This window comes from Acidovorax sp. AC410, from assembly GCF_979253235.1.
This window is the reverse complement of record NZ_CEEDCG010000001.1, coordinates 28,115-51,286: the sequence shown is the minus strand read 5'-3', so window position 1 is coordinate 51,286 and position 23,172 is coordinate 28,115. Positions and strand designations below refer to the sequence as shown.

Genomic DNA, 23,172 nt, shown 5'->3' with positions numbered 1-23,172 from the left:
TTTTGCAGCTTGAGGGGTATCCCTCAGGGGCAAGATGTCTGGGCGAACATTTGGTGTGCAGTCCTTGCGATGGGTGGGCGGTTGTGCGCGTTTGTCACGGTGGCCCGGCTCGGAGGTGCTGCTGTCGCTCTTGCCTAACCCTACATTATACCATTTGGACTGATTTCAAGCCGCTTTGACGGTTGCGCCCAATAAAACAACGCGTTTTTGCTCCAGGACGCGGTAGCGCTCCAGGGCCGTGGGGTCCTTGGCCGCCTGCAGGATCAGCAGTTTCTGCTGTTCCTTGATGTCTTCGATGAGCATCCGGTTCAGTAGATCGCGCAATTCCAGCCGGAGTTCCTGCGGCTCGCCCTTGGTCTGGGCGTGGGCGCCGGTCATCACCTTCATGGCCAGGTCTTCGCACTCGTGGTCGCGCAGGCCCTCGCGCAGCACTTCCCAGGCCTGGGGGCCGTGCTCATGGAACCGGCCTTCCAGCCAGGTGAACAGCGGCCCGTGGGGGGCGGGCTGGGCGCACAGGGCGGCGTGGTCGTCGTGCGTGAGCTCTTCCAGGAAACCCATGTGCGACAGCAGCAGGCGCGCAGCGTGGTCTGCCCGGCCCATGGCGGGGGTGCGCGGCAGCCGAGGCTGGGGCGGCCAGGGGGAGTCCTTGTCCTTTTTCTTCCACTTTCCGCCAACGTTGACCCAGTCGCCGCCACCCTTGCGGAAGGGGGGCTTGCCATTGCCGGTTCCGCCACTGCCGCCGCCGCTGTAGCCGCCATGGCCTCCACCGCTCTGGCCCGGGTAGCCGCCGCCCACGTAGTCGGGCTCATGGGGCGGGTGCCAGCCGTCCAGGTCGGGCGGGGAACCGCCCCAGGGCGGCTCATCGGCATAGGGGTTGGCGGCTTCCTGCGTGCGTGCCGGGCGCTGCTGGGGTGCCGGCGCCGGGGCGGGAGCGCGGGCGCCGCCGGGGTTCCACAGCTCGGACAGGTCGCGCGCGTTCAACTGCGTCAGTTCGGCCAGTTCGCCCAGCAACTGGCGCTTGAGCACGCCGTCGGGCAGCGCCGTCCACAGCGGGCGGGCGTTGCTGGCCATGTGGGCACGGCCCTCGGCCGTGGTCAGGTCGCAGCCATCGCTGGCCGATTCGACCAGGAAGCGGCTCAGCGGCACGGCCTCGCTCACATGCTTGGCAAAGGCATCGGTCCCATTGGCGCGGATGAAGCTGTCCGGGTCGTGCTCGGCGGGCAGGAACAAAAACTTGATGCTGCGCGTGTCCGTGGCGTGGGGCAGGGCGCCGTCGAGCGCCTTGCGCGCGGCGCGCCGCCCGGCGTTGTCGCCGTCGAAGCTGAACACCACCGATTCGGTGAAGCGCAGCAGCTTTTGCACATGATCGGGCGTGCAGGCCGTGCCCAGCGTGGCCACGGCGTTCGGAAAACCCAGCTGCGCCAACGCCACCACGTCCATGTAGCCCTCGGTGACCAGGGCGTAGCCGTGCTCGCGGATGGCGGTGCGCGCCTCGAACAGGCCGTAGAGCTCGCGCCCCTTGTGGAACACCGGGGTTTCGGGCGAATTGAGGTATTTGGGCTTGTCGTCGCCCAGCACGCGCCCGCCAAAGCCGATGCACTCGCCCTTGACGTTGCGGATGGGGAACATCACCCGGTCGCGAAAGCGGTCATAGCGCTTGTCCTGCCCGTCCTCGCCCACGATGACCAGGCCGCTTTCCTCCAGCAGCGGGTCGTCGTAGTGTGGGAACACGCTGGCCAGGCTGCGCCAGCCCTCGGGTGCGTAGCCCAGGCCGTAGCGCTTGGCCACCGCACCCGAGACGCCCCGGCCCTTGAAGTAGGCAATGGCGCGCTGCGACTCGCGCAACTGGCGTCGGTAGGCGTCGCCGGCCTTTTCCAGCACGTCGGTCAGCGTGGCCTGCTTCTGGCGGGCCGCAGCGGCACGCTCCTTTTCCTGCTGGGAGATGTCGTCGTCGGGTACCTGCAGGCCGACCTGCTGGGCCAGGTCCTGCACCGCCTCGACAAAGCCCATGCCCGCATGGTCCATGAGAAAGCCGATGGCATTGCCGTTCTTGCCGCAGCCAAAGCAGTGGTAGAACTGTTTGGAGGGGCTGACGCTGAAGGACGGCGACTTTTCCCCGTGGAAAGGGCACAGCCCCATGAAATTGGCCCCCCCCTTCTTCAACTGGACGTAGCGGCCCACGATCTCGACCACGTCGGTGCGGGCTAGCAGTTCCTGGATGAATGACTGGGGGATGGACACCGCTGCATTTTCCTCTATCCCTGGGCGGGCCCCGGGTTCGCCCGCAGATCCCCGCAACAACCCTGCGTTGTAATAGGGCGGTTCATCGTCCCCGCGAAGGAAATCCCTGCCATGCCCCACATGTTCGACCAGCACCTGGACCGCAACCCGGCCAACTTCGCGCCCTTGTCGCCCCTGTCCTTCCTGGAGCGCACGGCCGAGGTCTACCCGGACCGCCTGGCCATCGTCCATGGTGAATTGCGCCAGACCTGGGGCCAGACCTATGCGCGCTGCCGCCAGCTGGCCAGCAGCCTGAACCGCGCCGGCATAGCCAAGAACGACACCGTGGCCGCACTGCTGCCCAACACCCCGCCCATGGTGGAGGCGCATTTCGGCGTGCCCATGGCGGGCGCCGTGCTCAACGCCATCAACACCCGGCTGGACCCCGAGACCATCGCCTTCATGCTCGACCACGGCGAGGCCCGTGCCATCATCGTCGACCCGGAGTTCACCGGCACTCTCGCCAAGGCCCTGGCATGGCGCAAGTCGCAGGCGCCGCTCCTGGTGCTCACGGTGCAGGACGCCGTGTACGGCCCCGCCGTGCAAGACTTGGGCGGCACGGACTACGACGCCTTCGTGGCCGCAGGCGACGCGCAGCATGCCTGGGAGCTGCCCGCCGACGAGTGGGATGCCATCGCCCTGAACTACACCAGTGGCACCACCGGCAACCCCAAGGGCGTGGTCTACCACCACCGGGGCGCGGCCACCAATGCCATCAGCAACGTGCTGGAGTGGGACATGCCCAAGGGGGCGGTCTACCTGTGGACGCTGCCGATGTTCCACTGCAACGGCTGGTGCTTTCCGTGGACGGTGGCGGCACGCGCGGGCGTCAACGTCTGCCTGCGCCGGGTGGAGGCGCAGGCCATCTTTGACGCCATGCGCCAGCACGGCGTCACGCACTACTGCGGCGCCCCCATCGTGCATGGCATGCTGGTCAATGCGCCCGACGCCATGAAGGCCGGCGTGCCCGCCGGCATCCAGGCCATGGTGGCGGGTGCCGCGCCGCCTGCGTCCATGATCGAGGGCATGGAGAAGATGGGCTTCGACCTGACCCATGTGTATGGCCTGACCGAGGTGTACGGCCCCGCCACCGTGTGCGCCAAGCACAGGGCCTGGGATGACCTGGACATCGGCGAGCGCGCCCGTCTGAACGCCCGCCAGGGCGTGCGCTACCACCTGGAGCGCGATGTGCGCGTGCTCGACCCCGCAACCCTGCAGCCCGTGCCGCAGGACGGCGAGACCATGGGCGAGATCATGTTCAAGGGCAATATCGTGATGAAGGGCTACCTCAAGAACCCGAAGGCCACGGACGAAGCCTTTGCCGGCGGCTGGTTCCACAGCGGCGACCTGGCCGTGCAGTACCCCGACGGCTACATCAAGATCAAGGACCGCAGCAAGGACATCATCATCTCGGGCGGCGAGAACATCTCCTCCATCGAGGTGGAGGATGTGCTCTACCGCCACCCCGCCGTGCTCGCTGCCGCCGTGGTGGCGCGGCCCGACCCCAAGTGGGGCGAGACGCCCTGCGCCTTCGTCGAGCTCAAGGCCGGTGCCACGCTCACGCCCGAGGACATCGTGGCTCACTGCAAGCAGCACCTGGCCGGCTTCAAGGTGCCGCGCGCCGTGGTGTTTGGCGAGCTGCCCAAGACCAGCACCGGCAAGATCCAGAAGTTCGAGCTGCGCAAGCAGGCGGGGTCGGCCGAGGCCATCGACGTCTGAGCCCGAGGGGCGGCTGCTATGCCCCTGCCCGCGCCGCGTCGCGCCAGGCGCGTGGCGATGCGCCCACCTTCTGCGCGAACACGCGCGACAGGGCCGACGCATTGGCGTAGCCCAGGTCGTCGGCAATCGCCTTGACCGAGCGCCCCTGGTTGAGCTGGGCCTGCGCGAGTGCCAGGCGCCAGTGCGCCAGGTACCCGGCGGGTGTGTCCCCCACCACGGCCTTGAAGTGCGCCGCAAAGGCGCTGCGCGACATGCCGGCCACCTCGGCCATCAGCGCCAGGCTCCAGGGCTTGCCCGGTGCATCGTGCAGCGCCACCAGGGTGCGCGCCAGGCGCGGGTCTGCCAGGCCGGTGAGCAGGCCGGGCGACAGCGGCGCCTGCGTGGGGTGGTCCAGCAGCCAGCGCAGCAGTTGCAGCAATACCACCTCGAACAAACGGTCTGCCAGCAGCCGGTGGCCGCAGCGCACCTGGTCTGTCTCGCTGAACAGCAGCGCCAGCGAATGCTCCAGCCCAGGCACTTCCCTGAGCGGCAGCACGATCAGGGCGGGCAGGGCGCGTGCCAGCGGGTGGTTGCTGCCGCCTTCGAAGTCGAGCGCCGCGCAGGTGAAGTCCGCACCCTCGGTAGGCGCGTTGTGGAAATGGTGCTCCAGCGGGCGCGGATAGAACAGCAGGCTGGGCTCGCGCACCTCCACCCGCTCCAGCAATCCGGGCTGCGGCCGGTGGGTGACCACCATCTCGCCCTGGCGCAGCACATGCAGGAAACCCCGGCCCGGTGCGGCCTGGTAGCGCGTGACGCCGCACAGCGGACCGTTGTGGAACAGGTGGGCACGCACCCGAAAGCGTTCAAGCAGGGAGGACAGCCGGTCCAGTGGGGCAGGGGTGGTGTCCATCGATTTGGATGATTGGGTATGAATGGTGGATTTTTGAATACCAATGGTACATGGGTCGGCGAGAAACTGCCCCGGTGGCTGAGAGCACAGGCGCTGTGCCCGGTAGCAGGTGCCGCAAGCCATCCCAACGCCCCTTCGCTTTGTTGCAGGGGTCTCTGTCTGTCAATTTCTCAAGGAAGAAAGCCATGTCCCGCATTTCCCTCGTCGACCACCAGCAAGCCCCCGCAGCCAGCCAGCCGCTGCTGGACCAGATCCAGCGTGCCATGGGCGGCACGCCCAACATGTTCCGCGCGGTGGCGCATTCGCCCGCCGCGCTGCAGAGCATGTGGGGCTCTTTTGCGGCGCTCAGCGGCGGCACGCTGGGCGCGGCCGTGGGCGAGCAGATCGCCGTGGCCGTGGCCAACCGCAATGCCTGCGAATACTGCCTGGCCGCGCACGTGGCGCTGGGTGGCAAGGCCGGCGTGGCGCGCGAGGCACTGGACGCTGCCCAGTCCGGCCACTCGGCCGACCCGCGCACGGCTGCCGTGCTGCGCTTTGCCCTGCAACTCGTGGAGCAGCGCGGGCAGGTGCCTGCCGGGGACCTGCAGGCGCTGCGCGACCAAGGCCTGAGCGACGGCCAGATCGTGGAGGTGATTGCGCACGTGGCGCTCAACCTCTTCACCAACTACGTCAACGTGGCGCTGCAGGTGCTGGTGGACTTCCCGGCTGTGGCCTTGCGCTAGACAGTTGTACTGCCGGCTGCCAGCTGTGCCTGCAGCCACTGCGCAACGCATTGCGCCTCGGGTGCCGCGTCGGGTGCCAGGCCGTAGTAGTGGCGCGTGAGCGGCAGGCGCAGTGCCGGCAGGGGGCACACCAGGCGGCCGGCGGTCAGGTCGTGCGCCACCAGTGAAGCCGGGGCCAATGCAAAGCCCAGACCATCGAGTGCGGCCTGCAGCACGAAGTGCAGGTGGTCGAACTGCAGCTGACTGGCCGGCCGCAGGCGCGGCGCGCCCACCTGGCGCTTCCAGTGGTCCCAGTCGTCGGGGCGTGAGCGCGACCAGAGCAGCACATGCGCCGCCAGCGCGCGGGGCTCGGCCACTGGCATGGTCGCCAACAGGGCGGGCGCACCCACGATCAGCGCCTCGTCCTGCAAGAAGGGCTGCACCGCGATGGATGTCGGCCAGCCCGCACTGCGGCCGCGGCGGATCGCCACGTCGAAGTGCTCGTTGACCTGGTCGGGCGAGACCGTGCTGGTGACCACCTGGGGCTCGATCCCGGGGAACTGCGCCACGAAGTCCGGAAGGCGCGGAATCACCCAGCGCACCGCGAACGAAGGCCGCACATTGATCGTCACCGTGCGCGCGGGAGCGCCTTCCATCAGCGCCCGTGCAGCGGCGCCGATCTGCTCCAGTGCCGGGGCCACCTCGGCAAAGAAGCGCTGCCCCTCGGGCGTGAGCGACACCTGCCGCACGCGCCGTTCGAACAGCGCCACACCGAGGAATTCTTCGAGTGCCTTGACCTGCCGGCTGATGGCGCCATGCGTGACGAACAGCTCGGCCGCCGCCAGCGTGAAGCTCTGGTGGCGGGCCGCCGCTGCAAAGGCGCGCACGGCGTTGAGCGGGGGCAGGCGGGGCGTCATGCGTGTGATTTTCTCACGCATGGGCCGCCGTAAACTCGTTTGTCGCTGGCGGTGCCGCACTGCACCATGGCGACCGTGCCACCCGCCATCTTTGCCACCCACCCCTGGACGCTGACATGACCGCCACCGCCGTCGATACTGCCCATTCCATCGAGAGCATTGCCCAGCTCGAAGCCTTGTTCGGCACGCCCGGCGAGGCCTCGCTGTCCAAAGAGGTGCCTTTCGTGCATCCCTCGTACCGCGCCATGATCGAGGCGTCGCCCTTTGCCGTGCTGGCCACCACCGGCCCGGGCGGGCTCGATGCGTCGCCACGCGGCGACCCACCGGGCTTCGTGCAGGTGCTGGACGAGCGCACCCTGCTGCTGCCCGAGCGGCGCGGCAACAACCGCGTGGACAGCCTGCGCAACATCGTGGCCGACCCGCGCGTGGCGCTGCTGTTCCTGATCCCCGGCGTGGGCGAGACGCTGCGGGTCAATGGCCGCGCCAGCATCACCACGGCACCCGATCTGATGGAGCGCTTCGTGGTCGGCGGCCAGCCGCCCAAGTGCGTGATCCGCATCGCGGTGGAGGCTGTGTACTTCCAGTGCGCCCGCGCCATCCTGCGCTCGCGCCTGTGGGAGGCCACCGAGCCCGGTGCGCCCCGGCCCGTGCCCACACCCGGCGCCATCCTCTCGGCCATCAGCCAGAGCTTCGATGGCGCGGCCTACGACCAGGCGCTGCCCGAGCGGCAGCGCACGACCCTGTATTGAGCGGCAGGAGCGGGCAGGGCGCCCGCTCCAGGCCGATCACAGCGACCGCAGGAAGGCCAGCAGCGCTTCGCGGTCCGCCGTGGGCAGCGCCTCGAAGCGGCGGCGTGCGGCATCGGCCTCGCCGCCATGCCAGAGCACCGCTTCGGTCAGCGAGCGGGCCCGGCCGTCGTGCAGGTAGCCCACCTTGGCGGCCTGGCCTGCGCCCATCACCTTTTCGGTATAGCCGATACCCCACAGCGGCGCGGTGCGCCACAGGGCGCCCGTGGCCTGGCCCTGCGCGAAGTTGTCGGCCAGCTCGGCGCCCATGTCGTGCAGCAGCAGGTCGGTGTAGGGGCGGATGGTCTGGTCGCGCAGCTCGGCGAACAGGTGGCCCGGGCCGGTCTTCATCTCGGCCGTGTGGCAGGCCACGCAGCGCAGGCTGTCGAACAGCCTCGCGCCCAGGGTGACCTGCTGCGGGTTCACGCGGTGCTCGTCCAGCGGCGCCACGCCCTTGGGGAAGCCGCTGGCCTGGCTGCGCTGGGCGGGCACGGCCACCAGGGCCAGGTAGTTGGAGATCGACGCCAGGTCGGCTTCGGTGATGCCGGGCTTGCGCGCGCCTGCTGCACAGGCGGTGGGGCCGTAGTTGCAATCACGCGAGGGGTAGACGGTGGAGGTGACCGACATGTCCTGCAGCAGCGCCGTGGAGGCCTGCTGGCGCAGCGTGGCCTTGGACGCCTTCCAGCCGAAGCGGCCCAGGCGCACCACGCCGCTCTCGGGGTCGTACACATAGTTGGGCACGCCCTTCACGCCATCGGCATCCGGCACGGTGCGTGCGCGGGCCAGGATGTCGGCCTCGGGCACGGCTTCGAGCAGGCCCATGCCGATCATGGGGGGCGCGGCACGCAGCGAGTGGACGGCTGGCACCGGGCCGTCGAAGCCGAGCACGGGCTTGCGCAGCTCCACCACGCTGCCATCGGCCAGGCGCACATTGCGCGTCTCGAACCGGGCCACGCGCACGCTGTTGCCCCAGTCCTGCGCTTCGCCGGTGGCGGCGCGGGCGTTCATCTGCAGCACGCTGCCGTAGCGCGGATGCGGTTGCTGCTGGCCGGCATCGCCCAGGCTCGCGGTCTGCAGCGACATGCTGTCCAGGCGCTGGTTGACCTGCATGGGCGCAGGGCTGCGGCCGTTGTTGACGTGGCAGGCCACGCAGGCCGACTGGTTGAAGTGCGTGCCCTGCAGCTTGGCGGCCGGCATGTAGGGGTCGTTGCCCGGCTCGCTATGGGCGCCGGTGTCGAAGCTGGTGTGGATCAGCCGGCGCCCCTCGACGAAGCGCTGCATGTTCTGCATGCCCACGTTGTTGAACGGCTGCTGGAACATCGAGGCGCCGTTGTCCGAGTAGTTGTACGAGACCGAGCCGGTGCCGCCCGAGAGCGTGATCGCCGGCAGCGGCGCCGAGTTCAGCCGCGGCTGCACGCCATACCAGGGCACGAGGCCGGTGCCCACCACGTACAGCCATTCGGCCGAGTAGTAGCGGATGCCGCCGTTGTCGCCCCTGGAGGACATGGATTCGCGCGTGCTGAACATCGCGGGAGAGACCTCGATGGCATCGCCGGCCACCAGCGCGCGCGAGGGCACGTTGGTGCCATTGGGCAGGCCGTCGGCGCCCAGGCCGCCGTGGCCCGGGTAGTCCTTGATGCGCAGCGTGCAGGGGCCGTTGATGCCATCGGGGCTGGCCAGGCGGCCGTTGGCCGGGTAGGCCGTGGGTGCGCAGACCTTGGCGTTGCGGTCCACCAGCTCGCCCGGATTCATCCAGCCGTAGCCGGTGACGCCGGGCCGGTCGAACGCGCGAAAGAACGCCGTGTCGCCCGGCAAAAAGTCCACCGTGGTGTAGCGGTTGACCACCAGCGTGGGCTTGGTCACGCCCGCCACGCGGCTGTTGTCGATGATCTCCATGCCCCAGGTGCGGTTCTGGAAATACTGGGTCACGAAGGTCAGGTGGGCACCGGGGCCCTTGTCCACGGGGGCGCCTGTGACCGGGTCCACCGTGTCGTTGGGGCCAAAGCCGATCTCGTTCCACTCTTCACCCCGCTCGCGGCCGTGGCGGCCCAGGGCGCGTGCGCCGAAGCGCGTCACCAGCGTGCCATCGGCCAGGCGGAACTGGGTCAGCTCGGCAGCCTCGGGTGCGGCGGGCAAGGGTGCCAGCCCCTGGCCATTGGCCGGGTAGCGCCAGGCCGAGGTCGCGCCCACGCCCTGGGTGTTGTCGGTGCCCGGCGTCTTGAACTCCACCTCGAACAGCGAGTAGCCGTAGCCCCCGGCCCGCGCCACGCCCTGCAGGCGGATGTAGCGGGCGCTCATGCCCAGGTTCAGGAACTCCTCGGTCCCGCCCTTGCCGTTGGTGACATAGCGGATCTGCGTCCAGGTGCTTCCGTCCTGCGAAACCTGCAGCGCGTACTCCTTGCCGTAGGAGCGCTCCCAGACCAGCTTCATGTAGCCCACGTCGACCTTGGCGCCAAAGTCGAACTGGATCCAGGCATCGTCCACGAAGCTGCTGCCCCAGCGGCTACCCAGGTTGCCGTCGATGGCGGCCGTGGCCGCCATGCCGGGGTTTTCCACCGCCGACGAGGTTGCCGTCACAGGCTTGATGGCCACGCCCGGCTGGGTGGGCGCTGCGGCCGCCACCTGGTAGGCGGACTTCTGCTGCACGTAGACCACGTTGGACGAAGACTGTGAAGCCTCCTGCCCACTGCCGCCGCTGTCCGTGCTGCCTCCACCGCAGGCGGCCAGGCCCAGCGCGAATGCGCCCAGCGCTCCCCAGCGCGCACTGCGGTGCGCGCGTTTGATCATCGTGTATTGCATGTTTTTCCCACCCCGCATCCGTGTGCGTTTGTTGTGGGCAAATCATAGGCATGCAGTCCATCGCGCCGTCTACCGCAGTTGCGTGGCCGCCTCAGTTAATTTGCGTTAATTAATTGCAAAACGTGTGCAGACGTATCTGCCAAGGGCGCGTTCGTAGGCCACGTTCATCGGCGCGCGGCTTGGCCTATGGTGCTCCCTGTTTTGGGGCGGTTGCATATGGATGCACTTTGGTGGGCGCCATGGAAATATTTCATTTGGCAGCCAACCGGGGTTGATGGCATATGGCCGCGCGGGCGGCTGCAGTCTCTTCGATGGGCGCTATTGGCTGCGGGTGTGCAGCAAATTGGCATGCGTGCGAAGATGCCTTGCAAGCCGCATGCAGCGGATCGAACCTTCCAACCGCCAGACGCCAGGAACCCAGCAATGACCCAGCCGCATCCTTCCCTGCTACTCAACGATGGCCGCTCCATCCCCCAACTCGGTCTGGGCGTATGGCGCACCCCGGCCGATGCCACCGCGCAGGCCGTGAAGGCGGCACTGGCATCGGGCTACCGGCATATCGACACCGCGGCCATCTACGGCAACGAGGCGGGCGTGGGCGAAGGCCTGCGTGCCAGCGGCGTGGCGCGCGAGGAGGTGTTCATCACCACCAAACTGTGGAACGCCGAGCAGGGCCTCGACTCCACGCTGCGTGCCTTCGATGCCAGCATGCAGTTGCTGGGCCTCGATGTGCTCGACCTGTACCTGATCCACTGGCCGAACCCTTCGCGCGATCTGTACGTGGACACCTGGCGCGCCTTTGTGCGCCTGCAGTCCGAAGGGCGGGTGCGCTCCATCGGCGTCTCGAACTTCGAGCCCGAGCACATTGACCGCCTGGTGCAGGAGACGGGTGCCAAACCGGTGCTCAACCAGATCGAGCTGCACCCGCGCTTCCAGCAGCGCCGGCTGCGCGACTACCACGCCGCGCACGGCATCGCCACGCAGGCCTGGAGCCCGCTGGGCCAGGGCCAGTTGCTGGAGGATGCGGGCATCCAGGCCATCGCTGCCAAACACGGCAAGACGCCGGCCCAGGTCGTCGTGCGCTGGCACATCGAGGTGGGCAACGTCGTGATCCCGAAGTCGGTCAACCCCGGCCGCATCGCCGAGAACGCGGATGTCTTCGACTTTGTGCTGGACGCACAGGACATGGCAGCCATTGCCCAACTGGACCAGGCCGAAGGGCGCATCGGGCCGGACCCGCTGACGGCGGCGTTCTGAGCGCGCAGCGGGCAGTTACGGCACGGATTCTTCCTCGCGTTCTTTCCTGGCGGATGCCGAGCGCAGCTTGCGCTCGTAGCCGTCCATCTCCTTGAACGCGACGATCTCGCGCCCGCGGTACTTGGCGTACTCGGTCATGAAGGTCTGCGTGTCCGCATACGGACCGGCGATATGGCCCGGCCGCTTGGAGTCGGCAAAGAACCAGGTCTGGCCCTCCCGCTGGAACGAGGCCACCCAGTGGCGGCGCAGCGTGTTGCCACGGATGGCGACCGGGTTGAACTCGATCATCACGTAGCCGGGGCGCGAGGCTGGGTCCACGGCGCGCAGCGTCTCCACGGCAAAGCGCGACAGGTCCACGCACACGCCGCGGGGATTGACGAAGAACGCCGCCGGCTCGTGGATGGGCATGCGCCCGCTGCGGCTGCGCTGGGTTTCGGACAACTGCATGGCGCGCTGCAGGTCGTACTCGAAACGCGCACCGATGAAGGCGTTCACATCGGCCGGGCCCTTCCAGCGCTGGAGCGCTTGCGCATACGAGGCCGGTGCATCGGCCAGGGGCATGGTGGCGCGGCCCGGCTCCGGTGCATCCGAAGCGGGGTCTGCGGTGCTGGTGGCTTCAGCCAGCTTCGGCCGGGAGCCGCAGCCCGCCGCCAGGCTGGCGACAAGGCTGGACGTGGCAATGACAAGCATTCTTCGTTGCATGGCAGGTATCCCCGGTTCTATGGGCCCTATGGAGTGGAGCCCCACGCCAAAGGTTCCCTGAAAAAAGGAGCTCATGCCGCCTCCGCTGCAAAGCCGGCAGCCGCATCGCGCAGTGCCTGCGCGAGCAATGCCACCTCCGCATACTGCGCGCCTTCGGAGCGCTGGAACAGCGTGATGGGCGGCAGCGTCCAGCCAAAGCGGTGCGGCACGATGGCCACGCCGGCAATGCGCACCAGTTCCTGCGCGATGTCGGCAGGCACGATGGAGACGGCACGCTCGCTGGCCGCGATCAACTCGCCGATGACCTTGGACGACAGGCTCTCCACAGAGGCCTGCGGCGGCGCCACACCGGCACGCAGGAAGAAGTCGGTGATCTGCTCGCGCATGGGGGTCTGGCGCGCGCCCAGCACCCAGTCGAGTTCGGCCAGCTCGGGCCAGGACAGCGGGCGCCGCGCCAGCCGCGCCGACAGGCGGCGGTGGGCGATCAGTCGGGGCTCCTGGTGGTAGAGCACCTCATGCACCAGGCCGCCCATGTCGAGCACGGCCGAGGCACGGCCGATCACGCAGTCGAGCTCGTGCGCGCGCAGGCGCTGCAGCAGGTGGTCGCTGGTGCCTTCGTGGATGCTGACCGTGGCGCGCAGGCCGCGCGGCCGCGTCTGGCCGATGGCGGCGGCCAGCAGGCGACCGGGCACGAAGGGGATCACGCCGATCTGCAGATGCGCGGCGCGGCCGGCGCTGGCGGCCTCGATGTCCAGCGCCCAGTGGGTGAGGTCCTGCAGCATGGTGCGCGCGCGGGCCAGCGCCAGGGTGCCGAGCGCGGTGGGCACCATGCCGCGCGCAGAGCGCTCGAACAGCGGCGCACCGAAGATCGCTTCGAGCTCGGCCAGTGCATGGGTGATGGCCGGCTGGCTGGTGGCCATGTGGTGCGCCACGCGGGTGAGCGTGCCATGGGCTTCGATCTGCTGCAGCAGCACCAGGTGCCGCATCTTCAGGCGCGAGGCCAGGCGGGCCTGCAGGGCCTGGGCGGCATCGGTGTCGTGGGGTGGCATGGCGGTTTGAAAAGGGTATGCGAAAAATCGCATGGGTAGATAGTAATTGCTGATGGTTTGCTTATATGAAGCGAACACAATCCACGGCTGCGGGCACCGTACGAGCGGTCGCCAGGCAACAACCACAGGGGCAGGCAATGGATTCGTCGGTGTTGGTGATCGTGGCGCTGGGCGCAGCGGCGGCAGGCTTCGTACAAGGGCTGTCGGGCTTTGGCTTTGGCCTGACGGCGATGTCGCTCTGGGCCTGGACGCTGGAGCCGCGCCTGGCAGCCGTGCTGGTGGTCGCCGGCTCGCTCACCGGCCAGGTGCTCGCTGCGTTCTCGGTGCGCCGGGGCTTCGACAAGCTGCGCCTGCTGCCCTTCGTGCTGGGCGGGCTGGCGGGCATCCCCATCGGCGTGGCCTTGCTGCCGCGGCTGGACATGGACGCCTTCAAGCTGGTGCTGGGCACGCTGCTGGTGCTGTGGTGCCCGGCCATGCTGCTGGCCAAGCAGCTGCCGCGCCTCACGCGCGGCGGCCGGCTGGCCGATGCGGTGGTCGGCATGGCGGGTGGGGTGATGGGCGGCATCGGCGGCTTCACCGGCGTGCTGCCCACGCTGTGGTGTACGCTGCGCGGCTGGGACAAGGACGCCCAGCGCGCCGTGGTCCAGAACTTCAACCTGGCCATGCTGCTCGTCACCATGGTGGCCTACCTGGCCACGGGCATGGTCACGGCGCCCATGCTGCCCTACCTGGCCGTGGCGCTGCCCGCCATGCTGGTGCCCGTGCTGCTGGGCGCGCGGCTGTACCACGGCATCAGCGAGGCGCGATTTCGCCAGATCGTGCTGGGCATGCTCACGCTGTCCGGCGTGGCGATGCTGGCATCGGCGCTGCCCAGGCTGGCGGGATGAGCGGGGCCTTCAGATTCCTGACGGCCCGGGCACGCGCAGCCCGGCAGGCTCTACTATCTCCACCGGCAGTGCGCCATGCGCTGCCACGACAACAACACTGGAGACATATGACAAAAGCAATTTCTGCATGGGCTGCGGGCGCAGCCATGGCCCTGTCCCTCGCGGCTACGCCGGCCCTGGCCGACGTGTTCACCAAGGAAGAACTCATCAAGGTCAACAAGGAGGCCGCCGGTGGTGGCAAGGGCACCCTGATCGGCGAATACGCCTTCACCCGCGACAAGGCCCTGAAAGACCAGGCCATCAAGGAAATCAGCTGGCTGACCCTCAAGCCCGGCGACTCCATCGGTTACCACAAGCACACGACGAATGAGGACACCTACATCATCATCTCGGGCCGTGGCACCTTCAAGGACAAGGATGGCAAGGATGTGGCGGTGAAGGCTGGCGACGTGACCATCGTGCGCAAGAATGAATCGCACGGGCTCACGAACACGGGTACTGAGCCGCTGGTTTTTGTGGATGTGATTGCGGAGCAGTAATCTCCCTGCATGCGTGTGCGGTCTGTTTTGAACGGCATGCTTTAGTCGAGTTCGGAGGCCGGGATGTGCGCCCGGCGGCGCACCTTCTTTCTTTTGCGTCGCCAAAAGAAAGAAGGCAAAGAAAAGGCGACCCCGCTGCCCGTGTCCCCCATCGCCCTGTCGGGCGCTGGGGGCAGCCTGCGATGCTCGAAGCTGGGGTGCGCCTCGGAACTCCCTGCGTTCTTCGAACTCCGCTCAAACATCTGCGGCGAGTCAGATGACGAAGCGCGTGTGTCCTTCGGCACACGCGCCACCCCAGCTTCTGCGCTTCTCGGCACGGTCAGAAGGGGGTGGGAGCGGGCTCCACACGGGCCATTGCTTCGCTCGGCCTGTGGTCCTTCGCTGCGCTCGGCTCGCCAGAACGATCGCCCAGCACGTCGGCAGCGCGCAGCGCGACCCGACACCCGGCGCAGCTGCGAAGCAGCAGCCGTGTGGTACCCGCTCCCCACCCCTGCTGGCTGCGCCGAGAAGCGCAGGGGCTGGGGTGGGTGCATGTGCCGCAGGACACATGCACTTCGTGAACTAGCTTGCCGCAGTTGTCTGAGCGGAGTTCGAAGAACGCAGCGAGTTCTGCGGCACCACCCCAGGACCGAGCATCGCAGGCTGCCCCCGTTCGCCCGACAGGGCGTACGGGGGACGCAGACTGGGGGTCGTCTTCTCTTTGGTGACTTTCTCTTGGCGACGCAAGAGAAAGTTACTGCGCCGCCGGGCGCACATCCCGGCCTCCGCCCTTCAACCAGGCAAACCGCACGATTCCAGCGGACGGGACCGACAATGCATGAAGAACCAGGTCAGTCTCCCATCACAACACCTTCACGCCGCGGATCCGCCCCCCCAAACCACAGCTTCTTCCCATGCGCATGCCCCCGCGTGATGGCCTGCAACCCACTGGTCATGTTCATCTCCCGCACCTCGGCCCCCCGCGCCCGCAAGGTCTCCACGGTAAGCGACGGGAACCGCTTCTCCTCCAGCAACGAAGGCCCATTCATCGAGCCGAAGTTGGGCAGATTGATCGCCTGCTGCGGCATCAATCCCCAGTTGAACACGCCATACAGCGTCTTGGCCGTGTAGTGGATGATGGCCGCCCCACCCGGGCTGCCGCCACTCATCAGCAACTCGCCCGTGGCCTTGTCGAACACCAGGGTGGGCGACATCGACGAGCGCGGCCGCTTGCCCGGCTGCACGCGGTTGGCGATCGGCTGGCCCTGTGCGTCGGCCGGGGCAAAGCTGAAATCGGTGAGCTCGTTGTTCAGCAGAAAGCCCTTGACCATCTGGCGTGCACCGAACTGGTCCTCGATGGTCGTCGTCATCGCCACCGCATTGCCGAAGGCATCGACGATGCTGATGTGGCTGGTGCCGTACTCGGGCTGGTCGGGCATGGGCGCGTAGCTCGTGGCCACGGCGCCGGGCTTGCCGGGCTGGGCGACCTTCAGGCTCTGTGTGCCGATGAGCTTGGCGCGCTCGGCCAGGTAGGCCGGTGCGATCAGGCTGCTCCAGCTGCCGGCCGGCGGCTGCACGAAGTCGGGGTCGGCCACGTACAGCGCCCGGTCGGCAAACGCCAGGCGCGCGGCGTCGGTGTACAGGTGCAGCCAGTCGGCCGTCGGCAGGCCGTCTTCCAGCGGCATGGCGGCCGCATCGGTGTTCTTGAGGATGCCCAGGATCTGCGCGATGGCGATGGCGCCCGAGCTCGGCGGCGGAAAGCCGCACATGCGGTAGTTTTTGCTGGCCACCTGGTAGTCGTGGCACAGGGGCTCGCGCTTCTTGGGCTGGTAGCCGGCCAAGTCGGCCATGCTGAGCTTGCCGGGGTTGGTGGGGTGCTTTTGCACCTTGTCCACGATGGCCTGGGCGATCTCGCCCTCGTGCAGGGCCTTGCTGCCCTCGGCCGCGATGCGGCGCAGCACGGCACCGAGCTCGGGGTTGCGCAGGTTGAAGCCCACGTCGCGCGCGTCGCCATCGGGCTTGTAGAAGTAGGCCGCCGCCACCGGGTCCTTCTTGAGGTGGGCGTCGGCCGTGGCCAGGGTGTTCAGCCGCGCGCTGACCTTGAAGCCACCCTCGGCCAGGGTGATGGCGGGCTGGAACAGCGTGGCCCAGGGCAGCTTGCCGTGCTCCTTGTGCGCCATCTCGAGCATGCGCACGGTGCCCGGCACGCCGACCGAGCGGCCACCCACCACGCCGTCGTAGAACGGCACAGGCTTGCCGTCCGCGCCGAGAAAGAGCTTTTCGTCGGCCCCGGCCGGCGCGGTCTCCCGGCCGTCATAGGCCTCCACCTTGACGCCGGTGCTGTGCAGCAAAAAGGCGCCGCCGCCGATGCCGCTGGACTGCGGCTCCACCAGCGTGAGCACCATCTGCACGGCAATGGCCGCGTCCAGGGCCGAACCGCCGGCCCTGAGGATCTGGTAGCCGGCATCGGTGGCTAACGGGTTGGCGGCGGCGACGGCGAACTTCTCGGTGGCCCAGCCGGGCTTTTCGGTGTAGCCCGAGGAACCTTCGGGCTGGGCGGGCACGGTGTACTCGAATCGCTGGGAGCTGGCACAGCCGGCCAGCAGTGCGGCCAGGGCCAGCAGGGTCAGGGTGGGTGTCTTGCGCATCGCTTGTCTCCAAGGGGGCTGGGATGCAGACCATGGTAAGGCGCCTGCACGGCGGCGGTGTCCCTTTTTTACAGGATGCTACAAGCGACCGAAAGGACATTGCCAGCGCCGGGCCGCCTTGAACAGGTTCTCAGGCCGGCACCGGCCCTGCGCGCCGGTCCTCGACGACGAAGCGCGCCAGCGTTCTGGCACCGCTGTCCTCGCGCAAGGGGTCGTCCAGCACGCGCAAGGTGGTGGTCCAGCGGGTGGGCGTGATGTCGGCCAGCCCATAGCCGCGCTGCTCACAGCGCGCCAGCAGCACATGCGGGCTGTGGCGCACCACGGCATCCACCTTGTCCTGCGTGGTGCCCGAGCGCGAGCTGATCGAGGTGCCGCAAAATTCGCTGGCGATCACCGGGGCGTCGGGCCGGGCCGCGTCGGCCAGCACACGGCAGACATAGTTCTGGTGGATGTCGCCGCCCAGCAGCACGGTGTTGCGCGGGGCATGCTGCGCGATGGACTGCAGCAGACGGGCGCGCGCGGCGGGATAGCCGTCCCAGCTGTCGCTGGAGACCACGCCCGAGGGGTAGTGGCGCGGCGAAAACAGGGTTTGCTGCGCGACCACGCTCCAGCGGGTGCGGTCGTCTCGGGCGTCGGCCGCCAGTCCGGCATCCAGCCACTGTTCCTGGGCGGTGCCCAGGAAGCTGCGGGCCGGTTCGGCCAGTTCGGCGCAGTCCCTGGGGCGCACGGCGCCGGCACCGCTGGCACTGGTGGTGCGGCAGGCCTGCAGGCTGCGGTACTGGCGCGCGTCGAGCACGTGCAGTTGCGCCAGGCGCCCCCAGGGCAGGCGCCGGTACAGCTGCAGGGCGGTGGTGTCGCGCTGCACCAGGCTGGCGGCGCGCAGGGGCATGTTTTCGTAGAAGGCCTGCCAGGCGGCGCTGCGCTGGGCCAGGAAGGCGGCGGGGTCGCCCTTGCCCGTGCTGCCGGCGTAGTCGTTCTGCACTTCGTGGTCGTCCCAGGTCACCAACCAGGGGCAGGCGGCGTGGGCAGCCTGCAGGGCCGGGTCGCTCCTGTGCAGGGCGTATCGGTCGCGGTAGTCGGCCAGGGTGGTGGCCAGGCGCAGGCCGTGCATGCGCGCCAGTCCCGTGGTGTCGCGCGGGCTGGCGTACTCGTAGATGTAGTCGCCCAGAAACAGCACCAGGTCCGGCGCATCTGCGCGCACATGGCGCCAGGCGGCGTAGTGCCCGTGCTCCCAGCGCTGGCACGAGGCAAAGGCCACACGCAGGCGCTCGGGCAGGGCGTCGGCGGCGGGCGCGGTGCGTGTGCGGCCGGTGGCGCTCACGGCATCGCCGTGCATGAAGCGGTAGTGGTACCAGCGGCCCGGCGCAAGGCCGGTCAGCTCCACATGCACGCTGTGGCCCAGCGCCGGCAGGGCCGTGGCCTGGCCGCGCTGGACGATGCGCCTGAAGCCTTCGTCGTCGGCCAGCTCCCAGTGCACGGTGAGGGGCGTGCTGGCCTGGCCCGGCTCCGCAGGGACAAGGCGTGTCCAGAGCACCACGCCGTCGGCGCTGGGGTCGCCGCTGGCCACGCCCAGCGCGAAGGGATGGGTTTGCTGGCGCTGCGGCTGGGCCCAGGCCCAGCGGGGCAGGGTGGTGGCGGCCGCGCCCTGTGCGGCCAGCCAAAGGAACGAGCGACGTTGCTGGGGATTCACTGGCGGGGGCTCATGCCGCCATCACGCGGTTCTTGCCGGAGCGCTTGGCCAGGTACATGCTTTGGTCGGCGCGCTTGATCGCGTCGAAGCTGCTCTCGCTGTCGTGCAGCTGGGCCACGCCTGCGCTGAAGGTGATCAGGATCTTCTCGCTGCCCTGCAGGAAGAAGCGCGTGGTCAGCTCGCGCTGCAGGCGCGTCATGGCGGCCACACCGGCTTCCACCGCGGTGTCGGGCAGCAGCAGCACGAACTCCTCGCCGCCATAGCGGGCCAGCAGGTCCTGCGGTCGCATCACCTCGCGCGTGACCTGCGCCAGGTGCACCAGGGCGGCGTCGCCCACGCTGTGGCCCAGGCGGTCGTTGATGAGCTTGAAGTTGTCGATGTCCAGCAGCGCAAAGCACAGCGGTGCGCCCAGGCGGCGGGAGCGCGCGATCTCGCGCTCCATGGCCTCGTCCAGGCCCTTGCGGTTGAGGCTGCCCGTGAGCGGGTCGTGCCGCGCCTGGGCGCTGGCGCGATCGAGCTCCTGCTGGAGCTTGGTGACTTCGGCGTGCTTGGCCTCGGTGCGCTCGCGCAGGTCCAGCAGCTCGGTGTGGGTGAGCTTGGTGTCCAGCGCCATGCTGCGCGTGGCGGTCATCACCTCCTCCAGCACCGGCGCGATCTCCTGCAGGCTGGCGGCCTTGCCGATCAGGTCGGCGCAGCGCTCCATGGTGCCCTGGTAGGTGGTGCTGGACGCGGTGATCAGTGCCAGGCGCTCGATGAAGGTGGCCAGAAGCTCCTTCATTTGCTCCTGGGCTTCGATGGTGCGCGCCTTGGCCTCGGTCTGCTTGAAGATCACGTCCTTGAGGCGCAGTTGCACATCGTCGAGCCGGCGCAGCGTGAGCGGCGGGGTGGCGGCGGTCATCAGTGCCTCGGCCTGGCCCTTGAGCCAGCGGTCGTCGGCGCTGAGCACGGCGATGTTCTCGAACACCATGTGCAGCAGTTCCAGCAGCCCCGCGCGGATGGCGGCCTGGTCCTCGGTGGCGAACGACAGCCGGTAGGTGAAGTTGCCCAGCATCAGCATCAGCGTGGGGATGAGGGGGGCGGGCTCGCGCAGGAAGGTGGTGAGCTGCCCGGCCATCTCAAGCACGCGCGCGTCGTCTTCGCCCAGTGCGGGCAGGGTGTTGTCGATCAGGCGGGCCAGCAGTTCGGCCAGGTCCTGCGGCAGGACGCTGACGGGGGCGGGGCTGGCCAGCTCGACAGGCGCGGCTGCGGCAGGGCTCAGCCCCAGATTGGCATAGCCGACGAGCACACTCTGCAGGCCGCTCCAGTCCTTGTTGGCGACAGCCTTCTCGAACTGGCCGAGCAGGCGTTTTTGCCCCGGGGTCTGGCCGGGAATCAGGCGCAGGATGCTGGCCAGCTGCGCGTCGGGAAAGGGCGCAGCACTGCGCACACCGGCGATCTCGTCGTAGATCGCCAGGTAGTTCTCGGGTGTCGGGGCCAGCCGGCGGGTCGAGAGCTGCTTGAGCGTTTCGCGTGCGATTTCGTAAGGTGGACGGTCGGCCATGGGCGGGCACCAGTAACAGGGGCTGCGATGAACCGCGAGTTTGACACAGCCCTCTGTTTCCCGTTGCAGGCGTTGCGCCCAGCGTCTGTTTTCGGCGCCGGGTCTCAGTTGACCATCACGAGCTTGCCCATCACGCCGCGCGAGCCCATGTGGGCGTAGGCCGCAGGCAGCTCGGCCATGGGCATGGTGCGGTCGATCACGGGCTTGATCCGGCCCTTGGCGTACCACTGGGCCAGTTCGCCCATCATGGCGGCATTGGCCTTGGGCTCGCGCTTGGCGAAGTCGCCCCAGAACACGCCGACGATGGAGGCGCCCTTGAGCAGCGCCAGGTTGAACGGCAGCGCCGGGATGGGGCCGGAGGCAAAGCCCACCACCAGGTAGCGCCCGCGCCAGGCGATGGAGCGGAAGGCCGGCTCGGCGAAATCGCCGCCCACCGGGTCGTAGATCACGTCGGGGCCCTTGCCATCGGTCAGGGCCTTGATGGCCTCGCGCAGGTTGTCCTTGCTGTAGTTGATGGTGGCATCGGCGCCGATGGAGGTACACAGCGCGCACTTTTCGTCGCTGGAAGCGGCGGCGATCACGCGCGCGCCCATGGCCTTGGCGATCTGAATGGCCGAGGTGCCCACGCCGCCCGCAGCGCCCAGTACCAGCACGGTTTCGCCGGCCTTGAGTTGCGCCCGGTCCACCAGCGCATGGTAGGAGGTGGCGTAGATCATGATGAAGGCGGCCGCGTCCACATGCGAGAAGCCCGGCGGCAGAGGCATGCACAGCGCCGCTGGTGCGATGGTGTGGGTGCCGAAGCCTCCGGTGCCCGACAGGCAGGCCACGTTCTGGCCCACCTGCAGGTGGCTGACGCCTTCGCCCACGGCCTGCACCACGCCTGCGTACTCCGAGCCGGGCACGAAGGGCAGCGGTGGCTTCATCTGGTACTTGTTCTGCACGATCAGCAGGTCGGGAAAGTTCAGGCTGGCAGCCTTGATCTCGATCAGCACCTCCCCCGCCTTGGGCGTGGGCGTGGGCAGTTCGGTCCAGGCCAGGGCCTCGACGCCGGTGGGGTTGGTGCAAAGCCAAGCGTGCATGGGAAAAGTCTCCTGTCAGTGATGCGCCGGATGATAGGCGCGCCGTCGTGGCGCGCGATGTCCCCCGAGCGACCGGGGCCCGCCCGCACCGGGCGCGTCCTACAATCCGAGGCAAACCCGACCCCAATCCATGAAGATCCTGATTTCCAACGACGACGGCTTCCAGGCCCCTGGCATCGTGGCGCTGCATGACGCGCTCAAGACATTGGCGGGCGTGGAGGTGGAGGTGGTCGCGCCCGAGCACAACAACAGTGCCAAGTCCAACGCGCTGACCCTGCATTCGCCGCTGACCGTGACCAAGGCGGCCAACGGTTTTCGCTATGTGAACGGCACGCCAGCGGACTGCGTACACATCGCCCTCACCGGGCTGCTGGGCTACCGGCCCGACCTGGTGGTCTCGGGCATCAACAATGGTGCCAACATGGGGGATGACACCATCTACTCGGGCACCGTGGGGGCCGCCATGGAGGGCTATCTCTTCGGTGTGCCTGCCATTGCCTTCTCGCAGGTGGACAAGGGCTGGGGCGAGATCGAGGCGGCCGCCGCCAAGGCGCGCGAGATCGTCGAGCAGATGCGGGCGCAGAGCCTGGTGACCGAGGTGCCCTGGCTGCTCAACGTGAACATCCCCAACATGCCGCTGGCGGCGCTCAAGTCCATCAGGCTGTGCCGCCTGGGGCGCCGGCATGCGGCCGAGCGCGTGATCGTGCAGGAGAGCCCGCGGGGCGAGGCGATGTACTGGATCGGCAACGCAGGCGCGGCCAAGGACGATGCCGAGGGCACGGATTTCCATGCCACGGCGCAGGGGCATGTGGCCATCACCCCCCTCAAGGTGGACCTCACGGACCATGACAACCTGGGCTACTGGGCGCAGACCGCCTCGAAGCTCGCGGCGGGGGTGTGATGCAGCGGCGTCCGGGCTTTCCCGCCAGGCTTCCCGGCAGCGGTGCGCCGGCGCCGCGCCCGGCAGGATCGGGTGTGGGCGCCGGTGCAGGCACCCCCAAGGGCGCCGGGGCCGGTCTGGGCCAGCGGGCTCCGGCCGCCACGGCCGTGGGCGTGGGCCTGGATTCGGCGGCCGTGCGCAACCGCATGGTGCAAAAAATCGCGGCCGGGGGCATCACCTCGCCGGCCGTGCTGCAGGCCCTGGCGACGGTGGAGCGCCACCGCTTCGTGGACAGTGGCCTGGTCAACCAGGCGTACGAAGACACCAGTCTGCCGATCGGCCTGGGGCAGACGATCTCCAAGCCCAGCGTGGTGGCGCGCATGTGCGAGCTGCTGCTGTCGGCCGAGAGCGCCCGGCCGGCCGGCCTGGCCCGGGTGCTGGAGATCGGCACCGGCTGCGGCTACCAGGCGGCCGTGCTGGGCCTGCTGGCGCGCGAGGTCTACACCATCGAGCGCCTGCGCGGCCTGCACGACAAGGCGCGCGACAACCTGCGCCCGTTTCGCCTGGCCAATGTCCACCTGATGCTGGGCGACGGCATGCTCGGCTATGCCAAGGGCGCGCCCTACGCGGCCATCATCGCCGCGGCCGGCGGCGACGCCGTGCCGCAGGAGTGGTGCGACCAGTTGGCGGTGGGCGGGCGCCTGGTGGCGCCCATGGCGGTGGCCGGCGGGCAGCAGATGTTGCTGGTGATTGACAAGACCCCACACGGGTTGAAACAAAGCGTGCTCGAGCCGGTTCACTTTGTCCCTCTAAAATCGGGGATTGCCTGAAG

At 68.6% G+C, this 23,172-nt stretch carries 18 protein-coding genes; 8 read left to right on the top strand and 10 right to left on the bottom strand.

The annotated features are described in order from the left end of the window. Positions 1-165: 165 nt before the first annotated feature. Complete coding sequence (gene dnaG / locus AC0IZS_RS00215) at positions 166-2,241, bottom strand: DNA primase (RefSeq protein ID WP_471633805.1); 2,076 nt, start codon at positions 2,239-2,241, stop codon at positions 166-168. 111 nt (positions 2,242-2,352) lie between these two features. On the opposite strand from dnaG, the gene AC0IZS_RS00210 reads away from it, so the two are divergent. After that, positions 2,353-3,999 carry an acyl-CoA synthetase gene (locus tag AC0IZS_RS00210; protein ID WP_471633804.1) on the top strand — a complete coding sequence of 549 codons (1,647 nt, stop codon included), beginning with the start codon at positions 2,353-2,355 and terminating at the stop codon, positions 3,997-3,999. A 16-nt stretch (positions 4,000-4,015) separates the two neighbouring features. Here AC0IZS_RS00210 and AC0IZS_RS00205 read toward each other — a convergent pair whose 3' ends face one another. Beyond that, a complete protein-coding gene (locus tag AC0IZS_RS00205) occupies positions 4,016-4,888 on the bottom strand; it encodes a cupin domain-containing protein (protein ID WP_471633803.1) in 873 nt (290 codons plus the stop codon). A 185-nt stretch (positions 4,889-5,073) separates the two neighbouring features. Here AC0IZS_RS00205 and AC0IZS_RS00200 point away from each other — a divergent pair, with 185 nt between their 5' ends. Then, a complete protein-coding gene (locus tag AC0IZS_RS00200) occupies positions 5,074-5,610 on the top strand; it encodes a carboxymuconolactone decarboxylase family protein (RefSeq protein ID WP_471633802.1) in 537 nt (178 codons plus the stop codon). On the opposite strand, the gene gcvA is transcribed toward AC0IZS_RS00200, so the two are convergent. Beyond that, positions 5,607-6,506 carry a transcriptional regulator GcvA gene (gcvA, locus tag AC0IZS_RS00195; protein WP_471633801.1) on the bottom strand — a complete coding sequence of 300 codons (900 nt, stop codon included), beginning with the start codon at positions 6,504-6,506 and terminating at the stop codon, positions 5,607-5,609. The genes AC0IZS_RS00200 and gcvA overlap by 4 nt on opposite strands. Positions 6,507-6,622: 116 nt before the next feature. Here gcvA and AC0IZS_RS00190 point away from each other — a divergent pair, with 116 nt between their 5' ends. Next, positions 6,623-7,255: a pyridoxamine 5'-phosphate oxidase family protein gene (locus AC0IZS_RS00190; RefSeq protein WP_471633800.1), complete on the top strand. Its 633-nt coding sequence runs from the start codon at positions 6,623-6,625 to the stop codon at positions 7,253-7,255. 36 nt (positions 7,256-7,291) lie between these two features. Here the strand turns inward: AC0IZS_RS00190 and AC0IZS_RS00185 are convergent, their stop codons facing one another. Then, a complete protein-coding gene (locus tag AC0IZS_RS00185; RefSeq protein WP_471633799.1) occupies positions 7,292-10,078 on the bottom strand; it encodes a di-heme oxidoredictase family protein in 2,787 nt (928 codons plus the stop codon). 435 nt (positions 10,079-10,513) lie between these two features. Between AC0IZS_RS00185 and AC0IZS_RS00180 the strand changes: the two genes are divergently transcribed. Then, entirely contained in the window at positions 10,514-11,347 is an 834-nt protein-coding gene (locus tag AC0IZS_RS00180) for an aldo/keto reductase (RefSeq protein WP_471633798.1), read from the top strand. 15 nt (positions 11,348-11,362) lie between these two features. Here AC0IZS_RS00180 and AC0IZS_RS00175 read toward each other — a convergent pair whose 3' ends face one another. Continuing rightward, on the bottom strand, positions 11,363-12,037 hold the full coding sequence (locus AC0IZS_RS00175; protein ID WP_471633797.1) for a hypothetical protein: 675 nt from the start codon (positions 12,035-12,037) through the stop codon (positions 11,363-11,365). A gap of 83 nt (positions 12,038-12,120) precedes the next feature. Next, positions 12,121-13,098 (bottom strand): LysR substrate-binding domain-containing protein, encoded by a 978-nt coding sequence (locus tag AC0IZS_RS00170; RefSeq protein ID WP_471633796.1) that lies wholly within the window; start codon positions 13,096-13,098, stop codon positions 12,121-12,123. Between the two features lie 137 nt (positions 13,099-13,235). On the opposite strand from AC0IZS_RS00170, the gene AC0IZS_RS00165 reads away from it, so the two are divergent. Next, positions 13,236-13,985, top strand: coding sequence for a sulfite exporter TauE/SafE family protein (locus tag AC0IZS_RS00165; RefSeq protein ID WP_471633795.1), 750 nt, complete (start codon positions 13,236-13,238; stop codon positions 13,983-13,985). A 107-nt stretch (positions 13,986-14,092) separates the two neighbouring features. Beyond that, complete coding sequence (locus AC0IZS_RS00160; protein ID WP_471633794.1) at positions 14,093-14,524, top strand: cupin domain-containing protein; 432 nt, start codon at positions 14,093-14,095, stop codon at positions 14,522-14,524. 830 nt (positions 14,525-15,354) lie between these two features. On the opposite strand, the gene AC0IZS_RS00155 is transcribed toward AC0IZS_RS00160, so the two are convergent. The 4 genes from AC0IZS_RS00155 to AC0IZS_RS00140 form a co-directional block, all read right to left on the bottom strand. After that, positions 15,355-17,151 carry a gamma-glutamyltransferase family protein gene (locus AC0IZS_RS00155; protein WP_471633793.1) on the bottom strand — a complete coding sequence of 599 codons (1,797 nt, stop codon included), beginning with the start codon at positions 17,149-17,151 and terminating at the stop codon, positions 15,355-15,357. Positions 17,152-17,281: 130 nt separating this feature from the next. Next, positions 17,282-18,841 carry an alkaline phosphatase D family protein gene (locus AC0IZS_RS00150; RefSeq protein ID WP_471633792.1) on the bottom strand — a complete coding sequence of 520 codons (1,560 nt, stop codon included), beginning with the start codon at positions 18,839-18,841 and terminating at the stop codon, positions 17,282-17,284. 10 nt (positions 18,842-18,851) lie between these two features. Beyond that, on the bottom strand, positions 18,852-20,381 hold the full coding sequence (locus tag AC0IZS_RS00145) for a GGDEF domain-containing protein (protein WP_471633791.1): 1,530 nt from the start codon (positions 20,379-20,381) through the stop codon (positions 18,852-18,854). 104 nt (positions 20,382-20,485) lie between these two features. Next, entirely contained in the window at positions 20,486-21,460 is a 975-nt protein-coding gene (locus AC0IZS_RS00140) for an NADPH:quinone oxidoreductase family protein (RefSeq protein WP_471633790.1), read from the bottom strand. A gap of 130 nt (positions 21,461-21,590) precedes the next feature. Here AC0IZS_RS00140 and surE point away from each other — a divergent pair, with 130 nt between their 5' ends. After that, a complete protein-coding gene (gene surE / locus AC0IZS_RS00135; RefSeq protein ID WP_471633789.1) occupies positions 21,591-22,361 on the top strand; it encodes a 5'/3'-nucleotidase SurE in 771 nt (256 codons plus the stop codon). Then, the gene (locus AC0IZS_RS00130; protein WP_471633788.1) at positions 22,361-23,170 is read left to right on the top strand and encodes a protein-L-isoaspartate(D-aspartate) O-methyltransferase; all 810 of its coding nucleotides are present in this window, start codon (positions 22,361-22,363) and stop codon (positions 23,168-23,170) included. Before surE ends, AC0IZS_RS00130 begins: the two co-directional genes overlap by 1 nt. Positions 23,171-23,172 lie beyond the last annotated feature (2 nt).

Coding starts and splice junctions, on each gene's coding strand:
- AC0IZS_RS00145 (WP_471633791.1), bottom strand. CDS start 20,381: ATGGCCGACCGTCCACCTTACGAAATCGCACGCGAAACGCTCAAGCAG.
- AC0IZS_RS00205 (WP_471633803.1), bottom strand. CDS start 4,888: ATGGACACCACCCCTGCCCCACTGGACCGGCTGTCCTCCCTGCTTGAA.
- AC0IZS_RS00200 (WP_471633802.1), top strand. CDS start 5,074: ATGTCCCGCATTTCCCTCGTCGACCACCAGCAAGCCCCCGCAGCCAGC.
- surE (WP_471633789.1), top strand. CDS start 21,591: ATGAAGATCCTGATTTCCAACGACGACGGCTTCCAGGCCCCTGGCATC.
- AC0IZS_RS00140 (WP_471633790.1), bottom strand. CDS start 21,460: ATGCACGCTTGGCTTTGCACCAACCCCACCGGCGTCGAGGCCCTGGCC.
- AC0IZS_RS00175 (WP_471633797.1), bottom strand. CDS start 12,037: ATGCTTGTCATTGCCACGTCCAGCCTTGTCGCCAGCCTGGCGGCGGGC.
- AC0IZS_RS00170 (WP_471633796.1), bottom strand. CDS start 13,098: ATGCCACCCCACGACACCGATGCCGCCCAGGCCCTGCAGGCCCGCCTG.
- AC0IZS_RS00130 (WP_471633788.1), top strand. CDS start 22,361: ATGCAGCGGCGTCCGGGCTTTCCCGCCAGGCTTCCCGGCAGCGGTGCG.
- AC0IZS_RS00190 (WP_471633800.1), top strand. CDS start 6,623: ATGACCGCCACCGCCGTCGATACTGCCCATTCCATCGAGAGCATTGCC.
- AC0IZS_RS00165 (WP_471633795.1), top strand. CDS start 13,236: ATGGATTCGTCGGTGTTGGTGATCGTGGCGCTGGGCGCAGCGGCGGCA.
- AC0IZS_RS00180 (WP_471633798.1), top strand. CDS start 10,514: ATGACCCAGCCGCATCCTTCCCTGCTACTCAACGATGGCCGCTCCATC.
- gcvA (WP_471633801.1), bottom strand. CDS start 6,506: ATGACGCCCCGCCTGCCCCCGCTCAACGCCGTGCGCGCCTTTGCAGCG.
- AC0IZS_RS00185 (WP_471633799.1), bottom strand. CDS start 10,078: ATGATCAAACGCGCGCACCGCAGTGCGCGCTGGGGAGCGCTGGGCGCA.
- AC0IZS_RS00160 (WP_471633794.1), top strand. CDS start 14,093: ATGACAAAAGCAATTTCTGCATGGGCTGCGGGCGCAGCCATGGCCCTG.
- AC0IZS_RS00210 (WP_471633804.1), top strand. CDS start 2,353: ATGCCCCACATGTTCGACCAGCACCTGGACCGCAACCCGGCCAACTTC.
- AC0IZS_RS00155 (WP_471633793.1), bottom strand. CDS start 17,151: ATGCGCAAGACACCCACCCTGACCCTGCTGGCCCTGGCCGCACTGCTG.